General features: G+C 64.3%; 22 protein-coding genes. 13 read left to right on the top strand and 9 right to left on the bottom strand.

The features are described 5' to 3' along the window. Positions 1 to 77 precede the first annotated feature (77 nt). From thrE to otsB, 5 genes are all read left to right on the top strand, one after another. Positions 78 to 1808 carry a threonine/serine exporter ThrE gene (gene thrE / locus CACC_RS09900; RefSeq protein ID WP_005279564.1) on the top strand — a complete coding sequence of 577 codons (1731 nt, stop codon included), beginning with the start codon at positions 78 to 80 and terminating at the stop codon, positions 1806 to 1808. 62 nt (positions 1809 to 1870) lie between these two features. Next, positions 1871 to 2227, top strand: coding sequence for a hypothetical protein (locus CACC_RS09905; protein ID WP_005279562.1), 357 nt, complete (start codon positions 1871 to 1873; stop codon positions 2225 to 2227). A 14-nt stretch (positions 2228 to 2241) separates the two neighbouring features. Then, positions 2242 to 3711 carry an alpha,alpha-trehalose-phosphate synthase (UDP-forming) gene (locus tag CACC_RS09910; RefSeq protein ID WP_005279560.1) on the top strand — a complete coding sequence of 490 codons (1470 nt, stop codon included), beginning with the start codon at positions 2242 to 2244 and terminating at the stop codon, positions 3709 to 3711. Then, entirely contained in the window at positions 3711 to 4229 is a 519-nt protein-coding gene (locus CACC_RS09915; RefSeq protein WP_005279559.1) for an META domain-containing protein, read from the top strand. The genes CACC_RS09910 and CACC_RS09915 overlap by 1 nt, the downstream gene beginning before the upstream one ends. A gap of 11 nt (positions 4230 to 4240) precedes the next feature. Then, on the top strand, positions 4241 to 4999 hold the full coding sequence (otsB, locus tag CACC_RS09920; protein ID WP_005279558.1) for a trehalose-phosphatase: 759 nt from the start codon (positions 4241 to 4243) through the stop codon (positions 4997 to 4999). On the opposite strand, the gene CACC_RS09925 is transcribed toward otsB, so the two are convergent. After that, a complete protein-coding gene (locus CACC_RS09925) occupies positions 4971 to 6116 on the bottom strand; it encodes a LacI family DNA-binding transcriptional regulator (protein ID WP_005279557.1) in 1146 nt (381 codons plus the stop codon). The genes otsB and CACC_RS09925 overlap by 29 nt on opposite strands. A 39-nt stretch (positions 6117 to 6155) precedes the next feature. On the opposite strand from CACC_RS09925, the gene CACC_RS09930 reads away from it, so the two are divergent. The 5 genes from CACC_RS09930 (at position 6156) to CACC_RS09950 (ending at position 10867) form a co-directional block, all read left to right on the top strand. Then, the gene (locus CACC_RS09930) at positions 6156 to 7166 is read left to right on the top strand and encodes a metal ABC transporter solute-binding protein, Zn/Mn family (protein ID WP_005279556.1); all 1011 of its coding nucleotides are present in this window, start codon (positions 6156 to 6158) and stop codon (positions 7164 to 7166) included. After that, entirely contained in the window at positions 7166 to 7867 is a 702-nt protein-coding gene (locus CACC_RS09935) for a metal ABC transporter ATP-binding protein (RefSeq protein ID WP_005279555.1), read from the top strand. Before CACC_RS09930 ends, CACC_RS09935 begins: the two co-directional genes overlap by 1 nt. Next, entirely contained in the window at positions 7860 to 8759 is a 900-nt protein-coding gene (locus CACC_RS09940) for a metal ABC transporter permease (protein ID WP_005279554.1), read from the top strand. The genes CACC_RS09935 and CACC_RS09940 overlap by 8 nt, the downstream gene beginning before the upstream one ends. An 11-nt stretch (positions 8760 to 8770) precedes the next feature. Beyond that, positions 8771 to 9601: a CE1 family esterase gene (locus tag CACC_RS09945; RefSeq protein ID WP_005279553.1), complete on the top strand. Its 831-nt coding sequence runs from the start codon at positions 8771 to 8773 to the stop codon at positions 9599 to 9601. 69 nt (positions 9602 to 9670) lie between these two features. After that, positions 9671 to 10867 carry an HNH endonuclease signature motif containing protein gene (locus CACC_RS09950; protein ID WP_005279552.1) on the top strand — a complete coding sequence of 399 codons (1197 nt, stop codon included), beginning with the start codon at positions 9671 to 9673 and terminating at the stop codon, positions 10865 to 10867. A 186-nt stretch (positions 10868 to 11053) separates the two neighbouring features. Here the strand turns inward: CACC_RS09950 and rlmB are convergent, their stop codons facing one another. The 5 genes from rlmB to CACC_RS09975 are packed head-to-tail and all read right to left on the bottom strand — an operon-like array spanning position 11054 to position 15265. Continuing rightward, on the bottom strand, positions 11054 to 12004 hold the full coding sequence (rlmB, locus tag CACC_RS09955) for a 23S rRNA (guanosine(2251)-2'-O)-methyltransferase RlmB (protein WP_005279551.1): 951 nt from the start codon (positions 12002 to 12004) through the stop codon (positions 11054 to 11056). Between the two features lie 60 nt (positions 12005 to 12064). After that, the gene (cysS, locus tag CACC_RS09960) at positions 12065 to 13471 is read right to left on the bottom strand and encodes a cysteine--tRNA ligase (protein WP_005279550.1); all 1407 of its coding nucleotides are present in this window, start codon (positions 13469 to 13471) and stop codon (positions 12065 to 12067) included. A gap of 31 nt (positions 13472 to 13502) precedes the next feature. Beyond that, positions 13503 to 13991 (bottom strand): 2-C-methyl-D-erythritol 2,4-cyclodiphosphate synthase, encoded by a 489-nt coding sequence (ispF, locus tag CACC_RS09965; protein WP_005279548.1) that lies wholly within the window; start codon positions 13989 to 13991, stop codon positions 13503 to 13505. Further along, a complete protein-coding gene (gene ispD / locus CACC_RS09970) occupies positions 13984 to 14709 on the bottom strand; it encodes a 2-C-methyl-D-erythritol 4-phosphate cytidylyltransferase (protein WP_005279546.1) in 726 nt (241 codons plus the stop codon). The genes ispF and ispD overlap by 8 nt, the downstream gene beginning before the upstream one ends. Continuing rightward, positions 14681 to 15265 carry a CarD family transcriptional regulator gene (locus CACC_RS09975; RefSeq protein WP_005279544.1) on the bottom strand — a complete coding sequence of 195 codons (585 nt, stop codon included), beginning with the start codon at positions 15263 to 15265 and terminating at the stop codon, positions 14681 to 14683. The genes ispD and CACC_RS09975 overlap by 29 nt, the downstream gene beginning before the upstream one ends. 192 nt (positions 15266 to 15457) lie before the next feature. On the opposite strand from CACC_RS09975, the gene CACC_RS09980 reads away from it, so the two are divergent. Both CACC_RS09980 and radA read left to right on the top strand, forming a co-directional pair. Further along, the gene (locus CACC_RS09980) at positions 15458 to 16057 is read left to right on the top strand and encodes a hypothetical protein (protein WP_005279542.1); all 600 of its coding nucleotides are present in this window, start codon (positions 15458 to 15460) and stop codon (positions 16055 to 16057) included. 84 nt (positions 16058 to 16141) lie between these two features. After that, the gene (gene radA / locus CACC_RS09985; RefSeq protein ID WP_035108538.1) at positions 16142 to 17506 is read left to right on the top strand and encodes a DNA repair protein RadA; all 1365 of its coding nucleotides are present in this window, start codon (positions 16142 to 16144) and stop codon (positions 17504 to 17506) included. Between the two features lie 132 nt (positions 17507 to 17638). Here the strand turns inward: radA and CACC_RS09990 are convergent, their stop codons facing one another. Further along, positions 17639 to 18355, bottom strand: a complete 717-nt coding sequence (locus CACC_RS09990) for a hypothetical protein (RefSeq protein ID WP_005279538.1) — start codon at positions 18353 to 18355, stop codon at positions 17639 to 17641. Positions 18356 to 18365: 10 nt separating this feature from the next. After that, a complete protein-coding gene (locus tag CACC_RS09995; protein WP_005279535.1) occupies positions 18366 to 19025 on the bottom strand; it encodes a carbonic anhydrase in 660 nt (219 codons plus the stop codon). A 35-nt stretch (positions 19026 to 19060) separates the two neighbouring features. Between CACC_RS09995 and CACC_RS10000 the strand changes: the two genes are divergently transcribed. Further along, positions 19061 to 19915, top strand: a complete 855-nt coding sequence (locus CACC_RS10000) for an HhH-GPD family protein (RefSeq protein ID WP_005279533.1) — start codon at positions 19061 to 19063, stop codon at positions 19913 to 19915. Between the two features lie 56 nt (positions 19916 to 19971). On the opposite strand, the gene CACC_RS10005 is transcribed toward CACC_RS10000, so the two are convergent. Continuing rightward, entirely contained in the window at positions 19972 to 20142 is a 171-nt protein-coding gene (locus tag CACC_RS10005; protein ID WP_081443674.1) for a DUF4236 domain-containing protein, read from the bottom strand. Positions 20143 to 20287: the final 145 nt, after the last annotated feature.

The following is a 20287-nucleotide window of genomic DNA, read 5'->3' on the forward strand; positions in this document are numbered from 1 at the left end:
CATTTGCGCCCCACAAGGGTTAAAGTTCAGGCTGAAATTATTACTAGTGTCCCACCGCTTTTTCGAGGGTTATTTTCGTGTCACTACTGTCCGCTATGCGGGAGCGCCTGCGCGTATCCGCAGGCCAAGTCGCCATCATTGACGCGGCCAAAGCCGCACCCCCACCATCGCCACTCGCCCCGGTCGATCTGACCGATGCCGCCCAGGTCACGGGCGTGATGGAGATTGCCGCGCGCATCGGCGAGCTGCTCATTAGCGCAGGATCCGCCAACTCGGATGCACGCGCGCAGGTGCACCTGGCGGCGTCGTCGTACGGTTTGCACTACTGCCACGTGGATATCTTGATGAATACCATCACCATCCACACCGCGATCGGCACGGGCGATAAGCGCCAGAACCTCCACGTCTTTCGCGTGGTGCCGGATGTGGGCGTGAACTTTTCCAAGCTTTCGGAAGTAGACCGGCTCATCCGCGATATCCACTCCGGTAGGGTGCCGCCCGCGATGGCGGAAAAGCGCCTGGATGACATCGATCGCATGCCAGCGCCGTATAAGCCGTCCACGGTGATGCTCGGCTGGGGCGGCATGGGTGGCCTGATTTCCATGATGCTCGGCGGCGATCTCCTCGTCGGCCTCATTGCCTTCGTGGTCTCAGCGCTGATTATGGGGCTTAATGACTGGTTGGCCAATTACCGCCTCCCGCCCTTTTATCAAAACGTCGTCGGTGGCTTCTTGGCCGTCTTCCCGGCCGCGATTTTGTATAACGTTGCCGCCGCCTTCGGCATTAACATGTCACCGGCGCAGATCATTGCGTCCGGAATCATCGTGCTGGTGGCGGGGCTGACGCTGGTGCAATCGCTTGTCGATGGCATCACCCGCTCCCCCGTGACCTCTTCCGCGCGTTTTTTCTCCGCGCTGTTATCAACGGGCGCGATCATCGCCGGCGTGGGTGTGGGCATTCAGCTGGCCTCCGCCATGGGCTTTGACCTGCCACCAATGGGCACCTTGGCGCCGCCGGTTTATCACAAGATTCCCCTTCTGGTGCTCCTCGGCGGCACGGGTTCGGCCGCATTCGCGCTGGCCTGCGGGGCTAATTGGATAGAAATTACCCTTTCAGGCCTCACCGCAGCCGCCGGTATGGTCTTCTACTACTTCGTGGTCGTGCCCTTCGGCGTCGGCCCGGTGATTGCCTCCGGTATATCCGCCATCGTGGTGGGCCTGGCCGGCGGTTTGATGTCGCGCCGGTGGGGCATCCCGCCGCTCATTACGATGATCGTGGGCTATACGCCCATGCTGCCGGGCCTCATGCTCTACCGCGGCATGTATGCCGCCATCAACGAGCAGATGATTACCGGCTTTACCAACCTGGCCACCGCTCTGGCCATCTCCGGCGCGCTGGCAGCCGGCGTCGTCTTTGGCGAACGCGTCGCCCGCCGTCTGCGCCGCCCGAAGTACTTCCGCCCGTACTCCGCGTTCAAGCGCATCGGCCGGTTCTCCTTCCACAAGGCAACGAACCTGGCGCGCAAGGCCCCGCGCATCCCGCGCGTGCCGATGTCCCCCTTTGCCCCACGTGTCAACCGCCCCGAATTGCCGCCCACGCTAGGACCAAAGCCACCGCAACAGGCACAGCCCCAGCAGCACGCCCCAGGCACCACTCCCGCGGAGGAGTTGTGGCCGGCGGGCTCCCAGTGGCCGGCCCAGCCGCAGGATACCGAGCGCACCACCTATACGGTGCCCGGGCAGAAATCGCCCGCGCCGGAGGAATCCGGATCCGCCAAGCCCGGCGGGGAGGAACCCGAAGAGCCCTAAACGCCGCCGGTAGCGTACAATATTTAGCCTGATAGCTTTCCCAACATTCAGGAGGACTCGCCGTGCCACCCAAGGTCCAAGACACGCACCCACAGGCAGAACAAGACATTGCCCTGGCAGAGGAAACCGCCCGCGCCGCCCGCCGCGTGGTGGCGACCTACTCCCAAGACTTCTTGGACGGCGTGACCTTGATGTCCATGCTGGGTGTCGAGCCCAAGGGCCTGGTGCATAAGAAGGTATTGGCGGAACAGGCCGATTCCGCGCCGAAGAAGTCGACAAAGAAGGCCACCAAGAAATCGACCTCCAAGGCTTCGAAGAAGTCCACTAAGAAGTCGACCAAGAAGACCACTAAGGCGGCCAAAAAGTCCACCAAGAAGTCGACGAAGAAAGCAACGAAGAAGTCGACCAAGAAGTCTTAAGCTAGTCTTGGGCTATGAGTGAGCGCGGCAATGACTTCGTAGTAGTGGCAAACCGCCTGCCGGTAGATTTAACTACCGCGGCCGATGGCAGCCAGACGTGGACGCCCTCTCCGGGCGGTCTGGTCACCGCGCTCTCGCCGGTGCTGGAAGCGCACCAGGGCTGCTGGGTGGGGTGGCCCGGCGTCGCCGATGCCGCGCCCGAGCCCTTCCGCACCGAGGCCGGGGTGTTATTGCACCCGGTCAGGCTTAGCGAATCCGATTTTGAGGCCTTTTACGAGGGCTTTTCCAATGCCACGCTGTGGCCGCTCTACCACGATCTCATCGTCACCCCAACCTATGACCGCGACTGGTGGGATGCCTACCGCGAGGTCAACCTCCGCTTCGCGGACGAGGTAGCCCACGTGGCTGCAGAAGGCGCGACGGTCTGGGTGCAGGACTATCAGCTGCAATTATTGCCGGGCATCCTGCGGCAAATGCGCCCCGATCTCACCATCGGGTTCTTCCTGCACATCCCGTTCCCCTCCCCCGATCTCTTCCGGCAGCTGCCCTGGCGCGAGGAAACGGTGCGCGGCATCCTGGGCGCCGATCTCATCGGCTTCCACTTGGAGGCCAATGCCCGCAATTTCTTGGAATTGGCCCGCCGCCAGGGCCTCGAGGTGCGTGGGGAGGCCACCACCCGCGATGTCACCGCCCATATCCGCCTCCCCGGCGGCCGCACCGTAGGCGTCGGCGCATTCCCCATTTCCATCGCCGCGCAGGATTTCGGCCAGTTTAGCGACGAGGATAAACGCCGCGTAGCCCAATTGCGCAAGGATTTGGGCAGCCCCAAGCGCATCATTTTGGGCGTGGATCGCCTCGATTACACCAAGGGCATCCTGCAGCGCCTCACCGCCTTCGAGGAGCTTTTGGAAACCGGCGCCCTGGACCCGGAAGAAGTCACCTTGGTGCAGCTGGCCACGCCCTCGCGCGAGCGTCTCGACCACTACAAGGCCACCCGCTCCCAGGTCGAGGAGGCCGTCGGCCGCATCAACGGCCGCTTTTCCCGCATGGGCCACCCCGTGGTGCACTACCAGCACCGCGGCGTGCCCAAGGACGTGCTGCGCTGCTACTACCGCATGGCCGATATCATGTTGGTCACGCCCTTTAAGGACGGCATGAACCTCGTGGCCAAGGAGTTCGTGGCCTGCCACGATGACGGTTCCGGTGCCCTGGTGCTCTCGGAATTCGCCGGCGCGGCCGCGGAGCTCGATGAGGCCTACCTGTGCAATCCCTTCGACATCGAGTCCGTCAAACGCGCCTTGCTCAACGCCGTGCGCGCGCTTTCCGATGCCCCCTTCACCATGACCCAGCGCATGCTCACCATGCACGAACAGGTCATGAGCCACGATGTGCGGCTGTGGTCGCAGTCCTTCCTGGGCTGCCTGCGTACTACCCGGACCGAAACCGCTTCGCAAGCTTCCGACCCGCACGGAAAGGACTCCTAATGCTTCTTTCCCACCCCCGCTCACGCGCCGCTGCAGCGGCAGCGCTGGGCGCCGTTACGCTGCTTACCGCCTGCGGATCCGAGGACGACACCCCGCAGCCTGCGGGCGATGACCGGATTGTGGACAAGCAGTGGCAGGTAGTCTCCATCAATATCGCGCCGGATGCGGCATCCACCATCCCAGAGTCGATTCCCCACGCGCCGGAATTTAGCTTCGGTGAATCCACCATGGTGGGCACCACCGGCTGCACCCGCCTTGCGGCCCGGCTGAGCTACACCGCCGATGACGAGCGCGAAAACATCCGCGATGGCAACAAGCTGCACTTCGATGAGGTCAAGTACGACGACACCGATGAGGACTGCGAGGGCGGTTCCGTGTGGGCCGATAATCTGCTGCGCAACCTCATTAGTTCGGATAATGATTTTATCTACACCGTTAACAGCAATAACCAGCTCATTCTGGAGCTGGATACCGATGAGGTAGATTCGCCCTCCATCAAGCTGGTCTCCCGCGGGTAGCATGTGATGCCATGACGCTTTCTACCACCATTAAGGCCTTGGCCGCGGCAGAAGAGCTCGCCGTGGTTTCTGATTTTGACGGCACGCTTTCTCCGTTTGCCACCGCCATTTATGACGTGGAAATCAACGCCGATGCCGCCCGCGCCCTCGACCAATTGGCCCACCTGCCGCGCACCACCGCCGCGGTGCTATCCGGCCGCCACCTCGAGGGCCTCCAGCGCGTGTGCCCCCTGCGCGAACCCGTCCTCTTCGGCGGCTCCCACGGCGCCGAGTCCTCCTGGCAGCAGACCGAGCTCACCCCCGCCATGCACGAGCACCTTGCGCGTAAGGAGGAAGAAATCCGCGGCATCATAGACCGCTTCCCCGGCGCGGAGCTGGAGGTCAAGCCCTTCCAGCGCGTGCTGCACCTGCGCTCGCTCGAGCTGGAGAACCCAGAGCAGGCCGCGGCCGCCTACGAGGCGGGCCTGGCGCTCGATACGGCCGGTTTCCCGCGCACCGCTGGCAAGTCCGTCATCGAGTTTTCTGCCACCACCGCCACCAAGGGCACGTGGCTTGAGGCCCTCCGCGAGCGCACCGGCGCCACCGCCATGGTCTTCTTGGGCGATGACATCACCGATGAGCACGGCTTCCGCGCCCTCCACCAGCCGCCAGACGTGGGCGTCAAGGTGGGCGAGGGCGATTCCATCGCCGCCGTACAGCTTGCCGATGTCGACGCCGTCGCCCACTTCCTCACCGAACTCGCTACCGCCCGCGCGGCCGCGGTGCAGTAACCGATTTCCCCGGCGCGAACCGCGTCTGCAGCACCCGCCGCGGCACCGCCTGCGCCTCGTCAGCACCGCGTGACGCCGCTTTCGCGCTAGCCGATCCCGCCGTATCTGTCGCGCCGGCGATGAGCTTTTCCAGCATGTGCCCGGCCGCAGCCCCCTTGGCCTTATTGGGCTGGATGACGGTGGCCAGGTCGAGGCGCTGCGCCGCATCGATGCCGTCAAAGCCGGTCACGGATAGATCTTCTGGCACGCTCAGCCCGCGCTCGCGGGCATAGGCCAGCACGCCGAGCGCCATGGAGTCGGTCGTGCACAACACGGCCGTAAGCTCCGGGTGCGCGTCGAGCAGGAGCTCGGCGGCGGCGCGGGTTGTATGGGCATCGTTAATGTGCTGCGTGACCACGGGCACGGACTCGGGCGCGATGCCCGCCTCGGCGAAGACATCGAGCGCGCCCATCACCCGCGAGCGTTGCACATGCATCTCCGCGTCCTGGACTTCCTGCCAGGAAATCGGGCCGTCGTGGCGCTGCAGGCGCAGGCGGATGGCGAGGATGCCAATGTGGCGGTGCCCGGCATCGATAAGCGCACGCGCCGCCGGGGCAATCGCCGCGCGATCATCAATGCCCACGAACGGCAGCCCCGCATCGGTGGGCTGATCGCAGACCACCAGCGGCAGACCCCGGCCCCGCGCGGCCGCGAGGTAGGCATCGCCCGCGGCGACCGAATAGACCACGAAGCCATCGACCGCGGCCGAACCCACTAGGCTGGTCGCCTCCGCCTCGCCTTCCGGGCCGGCGGGAATCAGCGTCAGCGTGGTCTGCGCGCCTGCCGATGCCTCCGCCATTCCCGCCAAGAAATCCACCGACGCCATGTCCTCGAAGGCGTAGGACAGGTGCTCGGTCAGCAGCACGCCCACCGACCCAGCGCGGCGGGTGCGCAGGCTGCGCGCCGTGGGATCGGGCCCCGGGTACCCGCGCGCCTTGGCGGCCGCCAAAATGCGCTCCCGCGTTGCCGGGGAGAGCTGGTCAGGGCGGCTATAGGCGTTGGATACGGTTGTGCGCGAAACCCCCAACTCCGCGGCGAGGGAGGCCAGTGTCTTCCGGGTGGGGCTGCGTTTAACCATGCCTGTTACCTTACCCTGCGCCGTAACGCCGGATTTTCAATGCATGTTCAATTGACAACGATTGCCAGCAAACGCACACTGGAGGGTATGCACACGTCACTACGCGCAACAACAGCCCTACTCGCAGCAAGTGGCCTCCTTTTCACCGCCGCGTGCTCCGCAGATTCTGGATCTGGCTCCGGATCCGACTCCGGCGAAAAGAAGCTTTCCATCGTCGCCTCCACCTCCATCTGGGCCGATGTTGCCCAGGCCGTGGCCGATACCGCCTCCGGCGTCGACATCGAGGTAAAGCCCATCGTGAAAGGCAACGACACCGACCCCCACCACTTCGAACCCACCGCGGCCGATATAGCCAAGGCCAACGACGCCGACATGCTCGTGGTCAACGGCGGCGGCTACGATGCCTGGATTTACCAGGCCGTTTCTGATCAAGACAACATCATCTCCGCTCTGCCGCTGACGGACCACGGCAAGCTGGACGAGGACCCCGATGTCATGACCATCGATGCCGCGAAGGCCACCGCCAAGGATGATCCGGACAAGGTCACCAATATCGAAGGCAACGAGCACATCTGGTACGACCCCGCCGCTCTGGAAGAGGTCGCCGGATCCATCGCGGACCAAATCAACGAGGAATACTCCGACGCCGGCGCCACCACCGAGAAGATCGACTCCCACGTGGACCAGCTACGCGATAAGCTCAAGCAGCTTCCTGATGGCCTGAATTACGCCCAAACCGAGCCCATCGCCGATTACCTCATGAAGTACACCGACACCAAGGACGTCACTCCCGAGGGCTTCCGCAAGGCCACCATCTCCGAAGGCGAGCCCGCTACTGCCGATGTCGCCGCCTTCATCAAGGCCATTGACGATGGCGAGGTCGATCTCCTCATCTTCAACCCCCAGACCGAAACCGATACTGCAAGCCGCATCAAGTCCGCCGCAGAGGACAACGACGTCGATATCGTAGAAATCGGCGAGACCCCGCCAGACGGCAAGAAGTTCTGGGAATACTACGACGAAGTCACGAGCAAGCTGGGGAAGCACTAGTGCTCGTTGAATTCCATGAGGCCGCAGTAGACCCGCTGTGGTCACAGCTTAACCTCGCCGTGGACCGCGGCGAGTTTATCGCCGTTTTAGGCCCCAATGGCGTGGGCAAGTCCACCCTGCTGGGCACCATCCTCGGCACCCGCACGCTCACCAGCGGCCGCGTCGACGTCAACTGCCGGGTCGGGTTCATCCCCCAGCAGCGCATGTTCCCCGCTGACCTTCCCCTGCGCGCCCGCGACTTGGTTTCGCTCTCCGTGGCGCACGGGGTATTCCGCCACCGGCACCCACCCCGTGGACGGGTGGACGAGCTGTTGGAAGAGGTAGGTGCCACGGGGCTGCGGGACCGGCGCGTCGGCCAGCTATCCGGCGGCCAGCAACAGCTCATCCGCCAGGCGCAAGCCCTGGCCAATGACCCGGACCTTATTCTTGCCGATGAGCCCCTCCTCTCCCTCGACCCCGCCCGGCAAAATGCCACGGTTAACAAGCTGGACTCGCTGCGCCGCGAGCGCGGGACCTCCATTATCTTTGTTACCCACGGCATCAACCCTGTGCTCGGGGTGACGGATAAGGTCCTCTACATCGCGCCCAATGGCCACACCTTCGGCGCGGTCGATGAGGTCATGCGCTCCGAGGTCCTTTCGGAACTGTACGGTTCCAAGGTCAATGTCTTAAACGTCGACGGGAGGCTCATCGTTGTCTAATTTCTGGGAAGATACCCAATACTTGCTCAGCGTGGACTTCGTGCAGTCCTCGCTCATCGCCTCTGCGCTGCTGGGCATCCTGTCTGGCGTGATGACCTCGCTCATCGTGCTGCGCCAGATGTCCTTTTCCGTCCACGCCACCTCTGAGCTGGCGCTCATGGGTGCCTCCGCGGCGCTGCTTTTCGGCCTCAACCTGGGCTTCGGTGCTGTCGCCGGCGCCATCGTCGCCGCCATCATCCTGGCTATGCTGGGCTTTAAAGGCCAGCAAGACAGCGCCATCGGCGTGGTCATGAGCTTTGGCCTGGGCCTCTCGGTGCTGTTCTTGCACCTCTACCCCGGCAATTCCAATACGGCGATGACGCTTTTAACCGGCCAAATCGTCGGCGTTTCCTCCGCCTCGGTGTGGCTTTTGGCCGCCACCACGGTCATCATCGTCGCCGCCGTCGGCTTCCTCTGGCGGCCCATGCTCTTTGCCTCCGCCGATCCTGAGATGGCCCGCGCCGCCGGCGTGCCCACCCGCGCCATCTCCGTCGCCTTCGCCGTCCTCGTCGGCCTCGCCGCAGCGCAGTCGGTGCAAATCGTCGGCTCGCTGCTCGTCATGGCGCTGCTTATTACCCCCGGCGCAGCGGCCGTGCAAATCACCTCCTCGCCCCTGCGCGCGGTGCTGTGGTCCACCATCTTCGCCGAGGTCTCCGCCGTTGGCGGTTTCATCCTTTCGCTGGCGCCAGGCCTACCGGTCTCCGTCTTCGTGACCACCATTTCTTTTGTGATCTACCTGGTGTGCCGGTTCATCGGCTGGCGGCAGGGCAAGCGCGCCATCCGCGATGAGGTAGCGGCCAAGCATTTCCACGCCGATAACCGCAGCGCCGCAGAGGCCCACCACGCCGACTAAACTCGGCGGGCATGCATATTCATCGCCGCACCGCGGATGTGGCTGGCCACACCCGCCGCTTCATCGTCATCGAGCCCGAGAACCTCGGGCCCCAGCCGGATCTGCTGCTGTTTTTCCACGGCTCCCACCAGTCCGCCAACGTTATTCGCCGCTTTACCAACGGCACGGTGGACGCGCTTGCCGATGCCACCAATACCCTCATCGTCTACCCCGATGGCATCGACCACCACTTCAACGACACCCGCGCCAACCTGCCGGTCCGCGCCCGCGAGCTCGGGGTGGACGATGTTGCCTTTAGCACCTTCCTCATCGAGACCATGCAGCGTGAGTACTCCACCGCGCGCACCTTCGCCGCCGGCTATTCTAATGGCGGGCAAATGGTGCTGCGCCTGCTTTACGATGCCCCCTTTACCCTCACCGGCGCCTGCGTCTTCGCCTCCACGCTGGGCGAGGGCTCCAATCACGCCCCCACCCACCCCGATGGCTACCGGCCTACCCCGCTGCTGTTTATCCACGGCACCGAGGATCCGATTGCGCCCTATTATGGCGGGCTTGCCGCCATCGATGGGCAGCAAACTCGCGGGTGCGTGCTTTCTGCTCCCGCCACCGCGGAGCACTTCGCACTTGCCAATGGCTGCCGCCCGCCCCGCGAAAGCCAGCCCATCCCCAGGATAACGTCCACCTACTACGACGGCGACTTTCCCGTGGAGCTGTGGACCATGGAGGGCCTCGGGCACGTGATTCCCTCTAGCAAAGAAATGCCGGCGAGCATAGGGCCAAATACGGATTCCTTCAATGCTGTGGATAAAGTCCGCGAATTTTTCGGCTTAGGTGACGCTTAAGAGTAGTTGTCCACAGGGAGGTGGGGCATCGGCTAGCGCGGGCTTGCGGGGCTCTTTAATCTCTGGGGCATGAACGCGCTGCAGACTTTTCTCAAGGGCCTGGCACCCGGCATGGATATCATCGCCGACTGCCACGGCCTCTCGCTGCGCGCGCTGCTTGCGGCCGGGTGCCCCAATACCACCGCCACCCGCCTGCTCACGCTTGCCGAGACCTACTTCGGCACCACCGCCTTCCGCCGCCAACAACGCGAATCCATCGCCGCCAGCCGCACCAACGGGCACAGCCTGACGGCCCTGCTCACCATCGAGCGCCACGCCGCCAAGCTGAAGAAGAAGCGCGATGCCTGGGCGCTGCGGCGCGAATTGTGTGGGATGAAGGGGAAGGTCTCGGATATTGATAAGCGGGGCCGCGCCCGCGTCAAGGAACTCAAAGGCCCCGTCAAGCGCCAGCCCGGCGTAAAGATTTATCGCCGCGCCGACGGCCCGTGGACCATGTCCATTACCGGCCCGTCCGCCGATATCGCCGATATGCACGCCGCGATTGATAAAGATGCCCCGCTTGCCTCCGTGCAGAATATCTTCCACGGCGAGGCCGCCGCCCGCCCCAGCGTGACAACCAATGTCGTGCTTCGCCTCGATGAGCTCGACCGCATCGTCGATTTCGGCTCCGGCCCCAAGCCCGCCGCTGGCTCCAAGTCTGCCACTGACCACAAGCCTGGCTCTAGCACTAGCCCTCAGCCCGGCTCGAGTTCCAACGCCCGCGCCGGCTCATCAGCCGGCACAAACTCGAAGCCCAGCGCCGGTTCCGCCTCCAACGCCGCCGCTGGCGCTGACTCTCCCCATGGTTCTGACTCTAACGGCGATGTCGTGGTCCAGCTGACCAATGGCGCCACGATGACCGGCGCTGAGCTGGTGCGACGGGCGTTTACCGAGCACGGATACGTCACGCTCATCCATCCAGTGGAAGGTCCGGTCAACCTCTACCGCACCTCGCGCTTTGCTTCTGCAAAGCAACGCCTGATGGCAGCGGCCGAAAACCCGGTCTGCCCATGGCCGGAGTGCCGTTATCCCGCCGATGAATGCCAGGTTCACCACCTCAATGCCTGGAAAAATGGCGGCGAGACTAACCCGGGAAACTTGACCATCGCTTGTCCGTACCACAATGGCGTGAACGACGATGATCCCAACGCCCCGCCCCTGCGCGGGCACTTAGCCCGGGTCAACGGAACCATCCGATGGCTGCCACCCTGGGCAGATAATGGTTAATTGTTGCAGGCCACAACGATTCGCACTGAGAACGTTGTGCCCCGCAAAGGACCCAGTGCGCCTTAACGCTAGTTGCGCCGACAACCGCACCGGCGGCTGTGGAGGCGATTCTGCGCGCTCGACTTTGCCAGCACCGAACGTGGGTGACGCTTATCCGTCGCGGCGAGCTGGCGCGGCGGGAATGGGTTATTTGTCGGCGACGCGGCGCTGGCGTGCAAACTCGGATAGCACCGAGCCCGCGGCAACGGAGGCGTTGAGGGATTCGACCCACCCGGTCATGGGAATGGACATGAGGACATCGCAGGTCTCGCTGACCAAGCGCGAAATTCCCTTGCCCTCGGAGCCGATGACGATGACCACGGGGTCCGTGCCGCCTTCATAGGTATCCAGCGTGTGATCGCCGCCGGCGTCGAGGCCGACGACCTGGTAGCCGTTTTTCTGGAATTCCTTCACGGTGCGGGTGATATTCGTTGCGCGGGCGACCGGCAAGCGGGCCGCGGTGCCAGCCGAGGTGCGCCACGCCACCGCGGTGACAGAAGCCGAACGGCGTTCCGGGATGATCACGCCATCGCCGCCGAAAGCGGCCACGGAACGGATGACGGCGCCCAGGTTGCGCGGATCGGTGATGTTATCCAGGATGACGAACATGCCGGGGCGCGGGTTCTCGGCGGCGTTGGCAATCAAATCCTCCACCGCGGCGTACTTGTACGGCGGGATCTGCAAGCCGATGCCCTGGTGCATGCCATTTCCCGTCATGCGGTCCATCTCGTGGCGCTGAACCTCGATGATGGGGATATTGCGGGTATTGCACATGGACACGGCCTCAGAAAGCCGCTTATCATTGCGCGTTCCGGCAGCGATGTAAAGCGTGGTGGCCGGCACCTTGGCGTGCAGACACTCGATGACCGGGTTGCGGCCCACCACCATCTCTGCGGTTTCTTTCTGGTGACGCCCAGAGTTGCGGCGCTCGCGCTCCAGCTTCGCCTTGTGCTTGGCGTGGTAGACGCGGTCCTCGGCCTTTGGGGTGGGGCCCTTGCCTTCTAGGCCCTTGCGTCGTTGACCGCCGGAGCCTTTGGTAGCGCCCTTCTTATTCGTCTTGCGGATGCCCGCGCCACCGCGGCCATGGGTTCGTGCCATCGTTTCAGTCCTTTCGAGGAAACCGTTCAATAACCAGCGGAAATAACAGCAGAAAGCTGCCTAGCGCTGGGTCAACGACCACGTGGGGCCGTCTGGGGTATCGGTAATGGTGATGCCGGCGGCAGTGAGGCGGTCACGCACGGCATCGGCAGTAGCGAAGTCTTTTTCCGCGCGGGCCTGCGTGCGCCGTTCCAGTTCTGCCTGGACCAGCGCATCGAGCGCCGCATCTGCCCCGCTAGCTTCGCCTCCATCTTCCCACTCCAGCGGGTCAAATCCAAGTACGTGCGCCATCCCGCGCACCTGGGCGGCCTTCGCGCGAGCGGCGTCCTCGTCCCCGGCCGCCAAGTCCTTATTGCCCGCGCGCACGGTGGTGTGGATGGCGGCCAGCGCCTTGGGCACGGCGATATCGTCATTCATGGCGTCCTCGAAGTCCGGCGTCCAGTCGCCGCGTTCGACGCCTGCAAAGCGCTTGACGAAGCCCTCAATACGCCGGTAGCCCGCCGCCGCCTCCGTCAGGGCGGATTCGGAGTATTCCAGCACGGAGCGGTAATGCGCAGAACCCAGGTAGTAGCGCAGCTCCACCGGGCGCACGAGCTCCAGCATGTTCGAGATGGAAAGCACGTTGCCGAGCGATTTCGACATCTTCTCGCCAGCCATGGTCACCCAGTGGTTGTGCATCCAGTAATTGGCAAACTTATCGCCGGCCGCGTGCGATTGCGCGATCTCGTTTTCGTGGTGCGGGAATTGCAGGTCCAAGCCGCCGCAGTGGATATCGAAATTAGAGCCCAGGTAGTAGGTAGACATGGCGGAGCACTCCAGGTGCCAGCCCGGGCGGCCGCGACCCCACGGGGTGGGCCAGCTCGGCTCGCCCGGCTTCGCGGCCTTCCACAGGGCGAAGTCGAGAGGGCTGCGCTTGCCCGCGTTGTCTGACTCGCCCTGTTCCATCTCCTCGACGCGGTTGCCAGATAGCGCGCCGTAGTCGGATCCCTCCGCCTTGGTCCAGGCCTCGACGTCAAAATACACGGATCCGGCCGCGCCATCGGGGGCGGGAACGGGGTAGGCAAAACCGGCATCGATAAGCCGCTGCATGTACTCGACCATCTGGGTGACAAAGCCCGTCGCGCGCGGCTCCACGGACGGCGGGAGCACGCCGAGCAGGTTATAAGCCTTGGTGAACTCGCGCTCATAAGTGGACACCCACTCCCACCAGGGGCGATTATTCTCGGCGGCCTTGGTGAGGATCTTGTCATCGATATCGGTGACATTGCGCACGAGCGCGACGTCATAGCCTTGCGCGAGCAGCCAGCGGCGCAGGATATCGAAAGCCACGCCGGAGCGCAGGTGACCGATGTGCGGCTGCGCCTGCGGGGTGGCGCCACACAAGTAGATGGAGGCGTGGCCGGGGCGAATCGGCTCGAAGTCGCGTTGGCTGCGGGTGGCTGTGTCAAAAATGCGCAAAGTACTCACGCCACCCAGTCTAAATCACCCGTGCGCGGGGTTAGTGTTGGCGCCGCCAGACAACGGCCGTTGCTACCGCCGCGCGGCCCTCTTTGCGGCCGGTAAAGCCCAAATGGTCGGTCGTGGTGGCAGAAATGGACACATCAGCGCCGAGGATTTCCGAAAGCACGGCCTCGGCTTCCTCGCGGCGCGGGCCCATCTTCGGCGTCTGGCCAATGAGCTGGGCGGCGGCATTGCCGATGATAAAACCTTCCGCTTCCAGCAGCTCGCGGCACTCGCGCAGGAGCTGGGCGCCGGAGACCCCATCGTATTCGGGCCGGCCCACCCCCACGAAGGAGCCGAGATCGCCGAGGTGGGAGGCGGAAAGGAGGGCATCGACAAGCGCGTGGGCTACGACGTCGCCGTCGGAGTGGCCTTCGCAGCCGGGGGCGTCATCGAAAAGCAGCCCGGCAATCCAACAAGGCTTGCCGGCTTCGATCTGGTGGGCGTCGGTCGCGATGCCGACGCGGGGGATGATGGGCTCAGTCATGCTGCTCCTCTGCAAGGGCGTGGGCCAGGGTCAGGTCCGTGGGGGTGGTGATTTTGAAGGCGAGGATATCGCCCGGCACGGTCTCCACGCGCTGGCCGTGCCATTCCATCAGGCTGGCATCGTCCGTGGCGGTGAAATCCGGCTGGTCACGCCAATAATCCAGGTTGGCCTGGCGCAGCGCGGCGAGGCGGAAACCCTGCGGGGTCTGCACGGCGCGCAGGCGGGCGCGATCGGGGGTGCCAACCACGGCGTTACCGGTAACTTCCTTGATGGTATCGGTCACGGGAACCACCGGAATGACGGCGGGCGCACCGGCAAGAACGCGCCGCGCCACCCGCTCGACCATCGCGGTGGGCGTAAGCGCACGGGCGGCATCATGGATGAGCACCACGGCATCCTCGTCCGGAATTGCCTGCAGGCCGGCCCAAATGGAATCGGCGCGCTCGCCGCGCCCATGCACCAGGCGCACCGGGATATCTGCGCCCACGCGCTTGACGATGCCCCCAGCTTCCCCCTCCATAGCCGGGCTCACCACCGCGATGACCTCGTCCACGAGTCCGGAGTTGGCCATGATGCGCACGGATCGCTCCAGGAGGGTGCGGCCGCGAAGTTCGACGTAGGCCTTGGGCACCTCCGCGCCGAGGCGGGTGCCTTGCCCGGCCGCGGCGATTAAGGCGATAACGCGGGGTTTAGTCTTCGTCGTCGAAGGAGAGGTCATCGAGATCGATGTCGTTGTCGATATCGGTGGTGATGGACTGATCATCGACTAGACCTGCGGCGCGGTGGCGCTCGATGGTGGCGTCGATTTCTTCCATCATGGTATCGGCCTTTTTGTCATCGACCGGCTGCGCCAGCGCCAGCTCGCCCACCAAGATGGTGCGGGCCTTGCCCAGCATGCGCTTCTCTCCGGCGGACAAGCCGCGGTCCTGATCGCGGCGCCACAGATCGCGCACTACTTCTGCGACCTTGTTGATATCGCCGGAGGCCAGGCGCTCCTGGTTGGCTTTGTAGCGGCGGGACCAGTTGCCGGCTTCTTCCACGTCCTCATCGCGCAGCACGGAAAAGACCTTTTCTAGGCCCTCCTTGCCCACGACATCGCGCACGCCGACGTTATCCGCATTCTTCTTGGGCACGCGGACGACGAGATCGGATTGGTTAATGTGCAGCACGAGGTATTCCAACTCTTCGCCGCCCATTTCGCGGGTTTCGATATCCTCGATGACCGCCGCGCCGTGGTGCGGGTAGACGACGACCTCGCCGACCTTATATTCCATTGCCACTCCTTATAATCCCGTGAATATGCCGATAACTAAGGCCGCCATTTTATCACGCGCGGCATGCCTACCACCGGATACCCCCGATTACCCCCACGGACTACCCGCTAGCTTAGCGAGAAACTGTGTACTTTATATCGAAAGGGACTAGGCTAAAGATTTGATAAGCCCTGAGATCGCAATTGATGGAGGATGCTCAACGTGCAGTCCCTGAAGTCCGCCGCCCGCCGCGGTGCCATTATTTCCGTTACCGCCGTCTCCGCTTTGGCGCTGGCTTCGTGCTCGGCAGGCCACGTCGCCCAGACGGCAGAGAAGGTAGCTGCGGTTGATGGCGCTTCTGCCAGCACCGATGACGATAAGATTGCCGTCCGCGATGTCACCATCCTGGCCGAGCCAGACGGTGGCGCCGCTTTGAAGTTCAACGCCGTCAACCAGGGCTATGAAACCGATGTCATCACCTTGAAGTCCGTGAAGGTGGACGGCCAGACCGTCGAGATGAAGCAGACCCAGCCGCTCAAGCGCGATCACTCCATCGTGGCGGACTCCCAGAAGAACCTGGACGCAACCCCGGATCACGATTCCGAGACCGTGCAGTACGTGGCCACCCACCTGGATAACGATGACTTTGGCTACGCCGGCCACCGCCCGGTGACCTTCGAGTTCTCCAACGGCACCATCGAGATCGACGCCACCGTCGCCGCCTCCCAGATGGAGTCCGGTAAGTACGACCGCGACGTGGAATCCCCAGAGGGCTATACCACCGACGCGAACACCGGTCACTCGCACCACTAATAGCCCACCGCACGCGCGCCCTACTCTTTCCGCGGAGTACGGGCGCGTTCGTCGTTTTGGCCGCCACGTTCTAGGCTCTACACCATGGCCAAAAAATCTCGCCCCATCCACACCTGCTCCGAATGCGGTTATGTCTCCCCCAAGTGGCTCGGGCGCTGCCCGGATTGCGGTTCGTGGGGGACGATGGAGGAAAAGGCGCCAGTGGTGGCGGGGGCATCGGCAAGCGGCGGGCATGCGAGCGTGGCGCCTGCGAGCCCAGTGCAGCCCATCACGCAGGTGGGCGCGCAGGCGACGAAGACGGTACGCACGGGCATCGGCGAGCTTGACCGCGTGCTGGGCTCCGGCATCGTGCCAGGCTCGGTGGTACTCATGGCCGGCGAGCCCGGCGTGGGCAAATCCACGCTGCTACTCGAGGTCGCCTCCCGCTGGGCCCAGCTCGGCCGCACCGTCCTCTACGCCACCGCCGAGGAATCCGCCGGCCAGGTCCGCGCCCGCGCCGAGCGCACCGGGGCGCTGCAAGAATCGCTGTACCTCGCGGCCGAATCCAACCTGGACGCCGTCTTTGGGCATGTCGATGCCGTCAAACCCGGCCTCATTATCGTGGACTCCGTGCAGACCATGCATGCAGTGGGGGTAGAAGGCGTGCCCGGCGGCGTCGCGCAATCGCGCGCCGTGACCGCGGCGCTGACCTCCCTGGCGAAATCCACCGGCATCCCCGTGCTGCTGGTGGGGCACGTGACCAAGGACGGAAACGTGGCGGGACCGCGGGTTTTGGAGCATCTTGTCGATGTCGTCTTAAACTTCGAAGGCGACCGCCAGTCCAGCCTCCGCATGCTGCGCGGGATGAAAAACCGCTTCGGCGCGACCGATGAGGTGGGTTGTTTCGAGCAAACCGCCGGGGGTATTCGGGAGGTCGCGGACCCGTCGGGGCTCTTCCTCTCCCACCGCGGCACGACTCCGGATGGCTCCGCGGTAACCGTTGCCATGGACGGCGTGCGGCCCATCCTCGCCGAGGTCCAGGCGCTGACCGTGGACCCCGTGGCGAAGAACCCGCGGCGCGTGGTCACGGGACTCGATGCCAACCGCGTGCCCATGGTGCTCGCCGTATTGCAGGCGCGCGCCGGCCAGCGCACTAACGATAAGGATGCTTATGTGGCCACGGTGGGCGGCATGCGGATTACCGAAACCGCAACCGACCTCGCGGTGGCGCTGGCTACCTGGTCCTCGCTGCACGAGCAGCCGCTGCCGGCGAAGACGGTGGTCATTGGCGAGGTGGGCTTGGCCGGCGAGCTGCGGCCCGTGCCGAATATTGAGCGGCGCCTGCAGGAAGCGGCGCGGCTGGGATACAAGCGGGCGATTATCCCGCGCGGGGAAATCAACCCCGTGGACGGCATGCAGGTGCGGCAAGTCGCAACGCTTGGCGAGGCCCTCGCCGCAGTCCAGCCGTAGTTCAACCGTAACCGGTGATTGGTTCTTGCCAAGCTGTTGCCGAGGGGAGGGCGCTCCGGCGGCGCGGACTCCCGCGCGGGATGCTTCCGCCCGAGCTGGTTCCGCGCGGCCGACTGCAAGGAGGCCGCGCGCTTAGCGGAGGGTGAAGTCCTGCGGCGGAGAGGAATTATCGCCAATGACCGTGTGGGCGAAGTAAGCGCCTGGCTCGGCGGTCGGTCGGTCGGTGCACTTACCTGGCTCGGATGCCTGGCGGGACCATTCGGCCTCGAATTTCAGGTCCTTGCCCGCGGGGAAGGTCTGCTCGCCGGTCTGCACGGAGGCGTAGCAATCGGTATCGGACCATACGCGCTGGTTATCGGCCATCTTGTAGACCTCGAAGCGCAGCGAGTTCTCGTCCAAGTCGATCTTGCAATCCGCGGCGGTGGGGTTGGTGACGGTCATGAAGAACTTCGGCAGTTCGCCGTCCGGCACGGAGTAGTTGAGCATGGAGGTGCGCACCTCCAAGTCCTCTAGCGAGCAGGTATCCTTCGCGGCGTGCACGGATTCCTCGGGCTCCTTGCTTTCCGATGCCCCATCCTTAGCTTCCGGCTCCGAGGCAGAATCGGATTCGGACTCGGACTCGGATTCGCTCGTCGAATCCGCGGACGTGGTGGAGGATTCGCTGGTGGTTTCTGCGGACGTGGTTGCCGCCGAAGACTCTGAGGACGCGGCAACAGAATCGTCGCTATCGCCGCCAAAGGCGGCCACCGCCGCCCAGATCAGCACCACGGCCAGGACGATCACGATGATAAGCGCGGCAACCCGGCGGCGCTTATAGATCTCTTCTGGAAGGGGCTTATTCTGGTTCACGCACCCAATTTTAAGTGGTAGACGCGCCTGGATCCGCTAAGCCGGGACCGCGTGTCAACTCGACGCCGTAGGAGTGCAACGGCTCCACGCGCGAATCCTCGAGGAGGTAGCGGGCACCGACGATGCCGAGGGAGCCATCGTCAAGCTGCTTGCGCACGTTGGGGATGCTGGCCACGACCTGGGTGACGGTTTGGAGGGTGTGCTTGCGCTCGACATCGGCAAGCGTGGCATCAGGCCCCGCAGTCCACGCGGACGTCGCGACCTTCTCGATGATGGGTCGCTGCAGGCCGATGGGCAGCTCGCCGCCGCGGACAAAATCCACCGCGGCCGCCACCGCACCGCAGGACTGGTGGCCCAGGACCACCAACAGGTTGGGGTGCAGGTGGTCGAGCGCATAATCCAAGGAAGCCAGCACGGAGGCATCCAGAATGTGGCCGGCGGTGCGGATGACGAAGGCATCGCCAAAGCCGATATTGAAGATGTGCTCGATGGGCGCGCGGGAATCCGAGCAAGCCAGGACCACCACGCGGGGATCCTGGCCCTTGGTGAGCCCGTCGCGCTCATAAATCTTGTTGAGATCCATGATGGTGCCGTCGATGACGCGCTGGTTTCCGGCCTGGAGGGCCTCCCAGACGGCCTGCGGCTCGTGGGCAACGTTACTTAATGGCATGAAGTATATTTTAATGCCCTAGACTGTCCTGCGAGATGGATACGCACGCACTTCTTTCCTGGTTTGACGCCAATGAACGCGATTTGCCCTGGCGGCGCCCCGGCACCTCCGCCTGGGGAGTGTTGCTTTCCGAGGTCATGAGCCAGCAGACCCCCGTCGCGCGCGTCGCCCCCGTCTGGGAAGAGTGGATGCGGCGCTGGCCCACCCCCGCGGACTTCGCCCAGGCCTCCCGCGCCGAGGTGTTGCGCGCTTGGGGCAAGCTCGGCTACCCGCGGCGCGCGCTGCGGCTCTGGGAGTGCGCGGGGGTAATGGACGAGGTTCCATCGGACGTGGATGAGCTGCTCGCGCTGCCTGGAATCGGCGACTACACCGCCCGCGCCGTGGCGTGCTTTCACTTTGGCCAGAACGTGCCGGTGGTCGATACCAACGTGCGCCGCGTCTATGCCCGCGCCGAGGACGGCAACTTTCTCGCCCCGTCACCTTCCAAGCGCGAGCTCGCCGCTGTGGCCGCGCTGTTGCCCGAGCGCAACGGGCCGCGTTTTTCTGCCGCGCTCATGGAGCTCGGCGCGCTGGTGTGTACTGCGAAAAATCCCGATTGTAAGCGCTGCCCCTTGCGCGCGACGTGTGCCTGGCAGCTCGCTGGGTGTCCCGAGCCTTCCGCTGCGGAACAAACGCGCGCCAAAAAGCGCGTGCAGAAATTTGCCGGGACCGACAGGCAGGTGCGCGGCAAGATTCTAGACGTGCTGCGCGCCGCCGATCACCCGGTGCCGAAGTCCGCTATCGACGTGGTCTGGCCCGATGCCGCGCAGCGTTCCCGCGCGCTGGCTTCGCTGCTTGACGATGGCCTCGCCGAGCAAAACCCCGCCGGTCTCTTCCACCTGCCGGACTAACCACCTGCCGGTTTAACCGCCCGGCGGGCCTGTCAGCGTTAAAGCGCAGCGACTCGCTACCGCCAGCGTCCGCGGAAGTTCAGCCCGCCCGGGAGGTTGACCCACATGCCGCCGCGGGAATTAAAGGTCACCGGCCCAATCTTCGTGGACATGGAGGCACCGGATCCGGAAATGTTTATCCAGCTATTCTTGCCGGTCTTCTTGCGCGAACGATATTGAAGTCCCATAACGGGTCATTCTAGCAATACCCCCGTGTACGACGCTGCGCCGCAGAACCATCGGGCCGCTGTACCGCCATACCGCCGGACAAAGGCATTCACCCACCCCGGCTGGTTAGCAAATTGACCATGGGTGGGCGCATACGAAAACCAC

Source organism: Corynebacterium accolens (genome assembly GCF_023520795.1).
GTDB lineage: Bacteria > Actinomycetota > Actinomycetes > Mycobacteriales > Mycobacteriaceae > Corynebacterium > Corynebacterium accolens.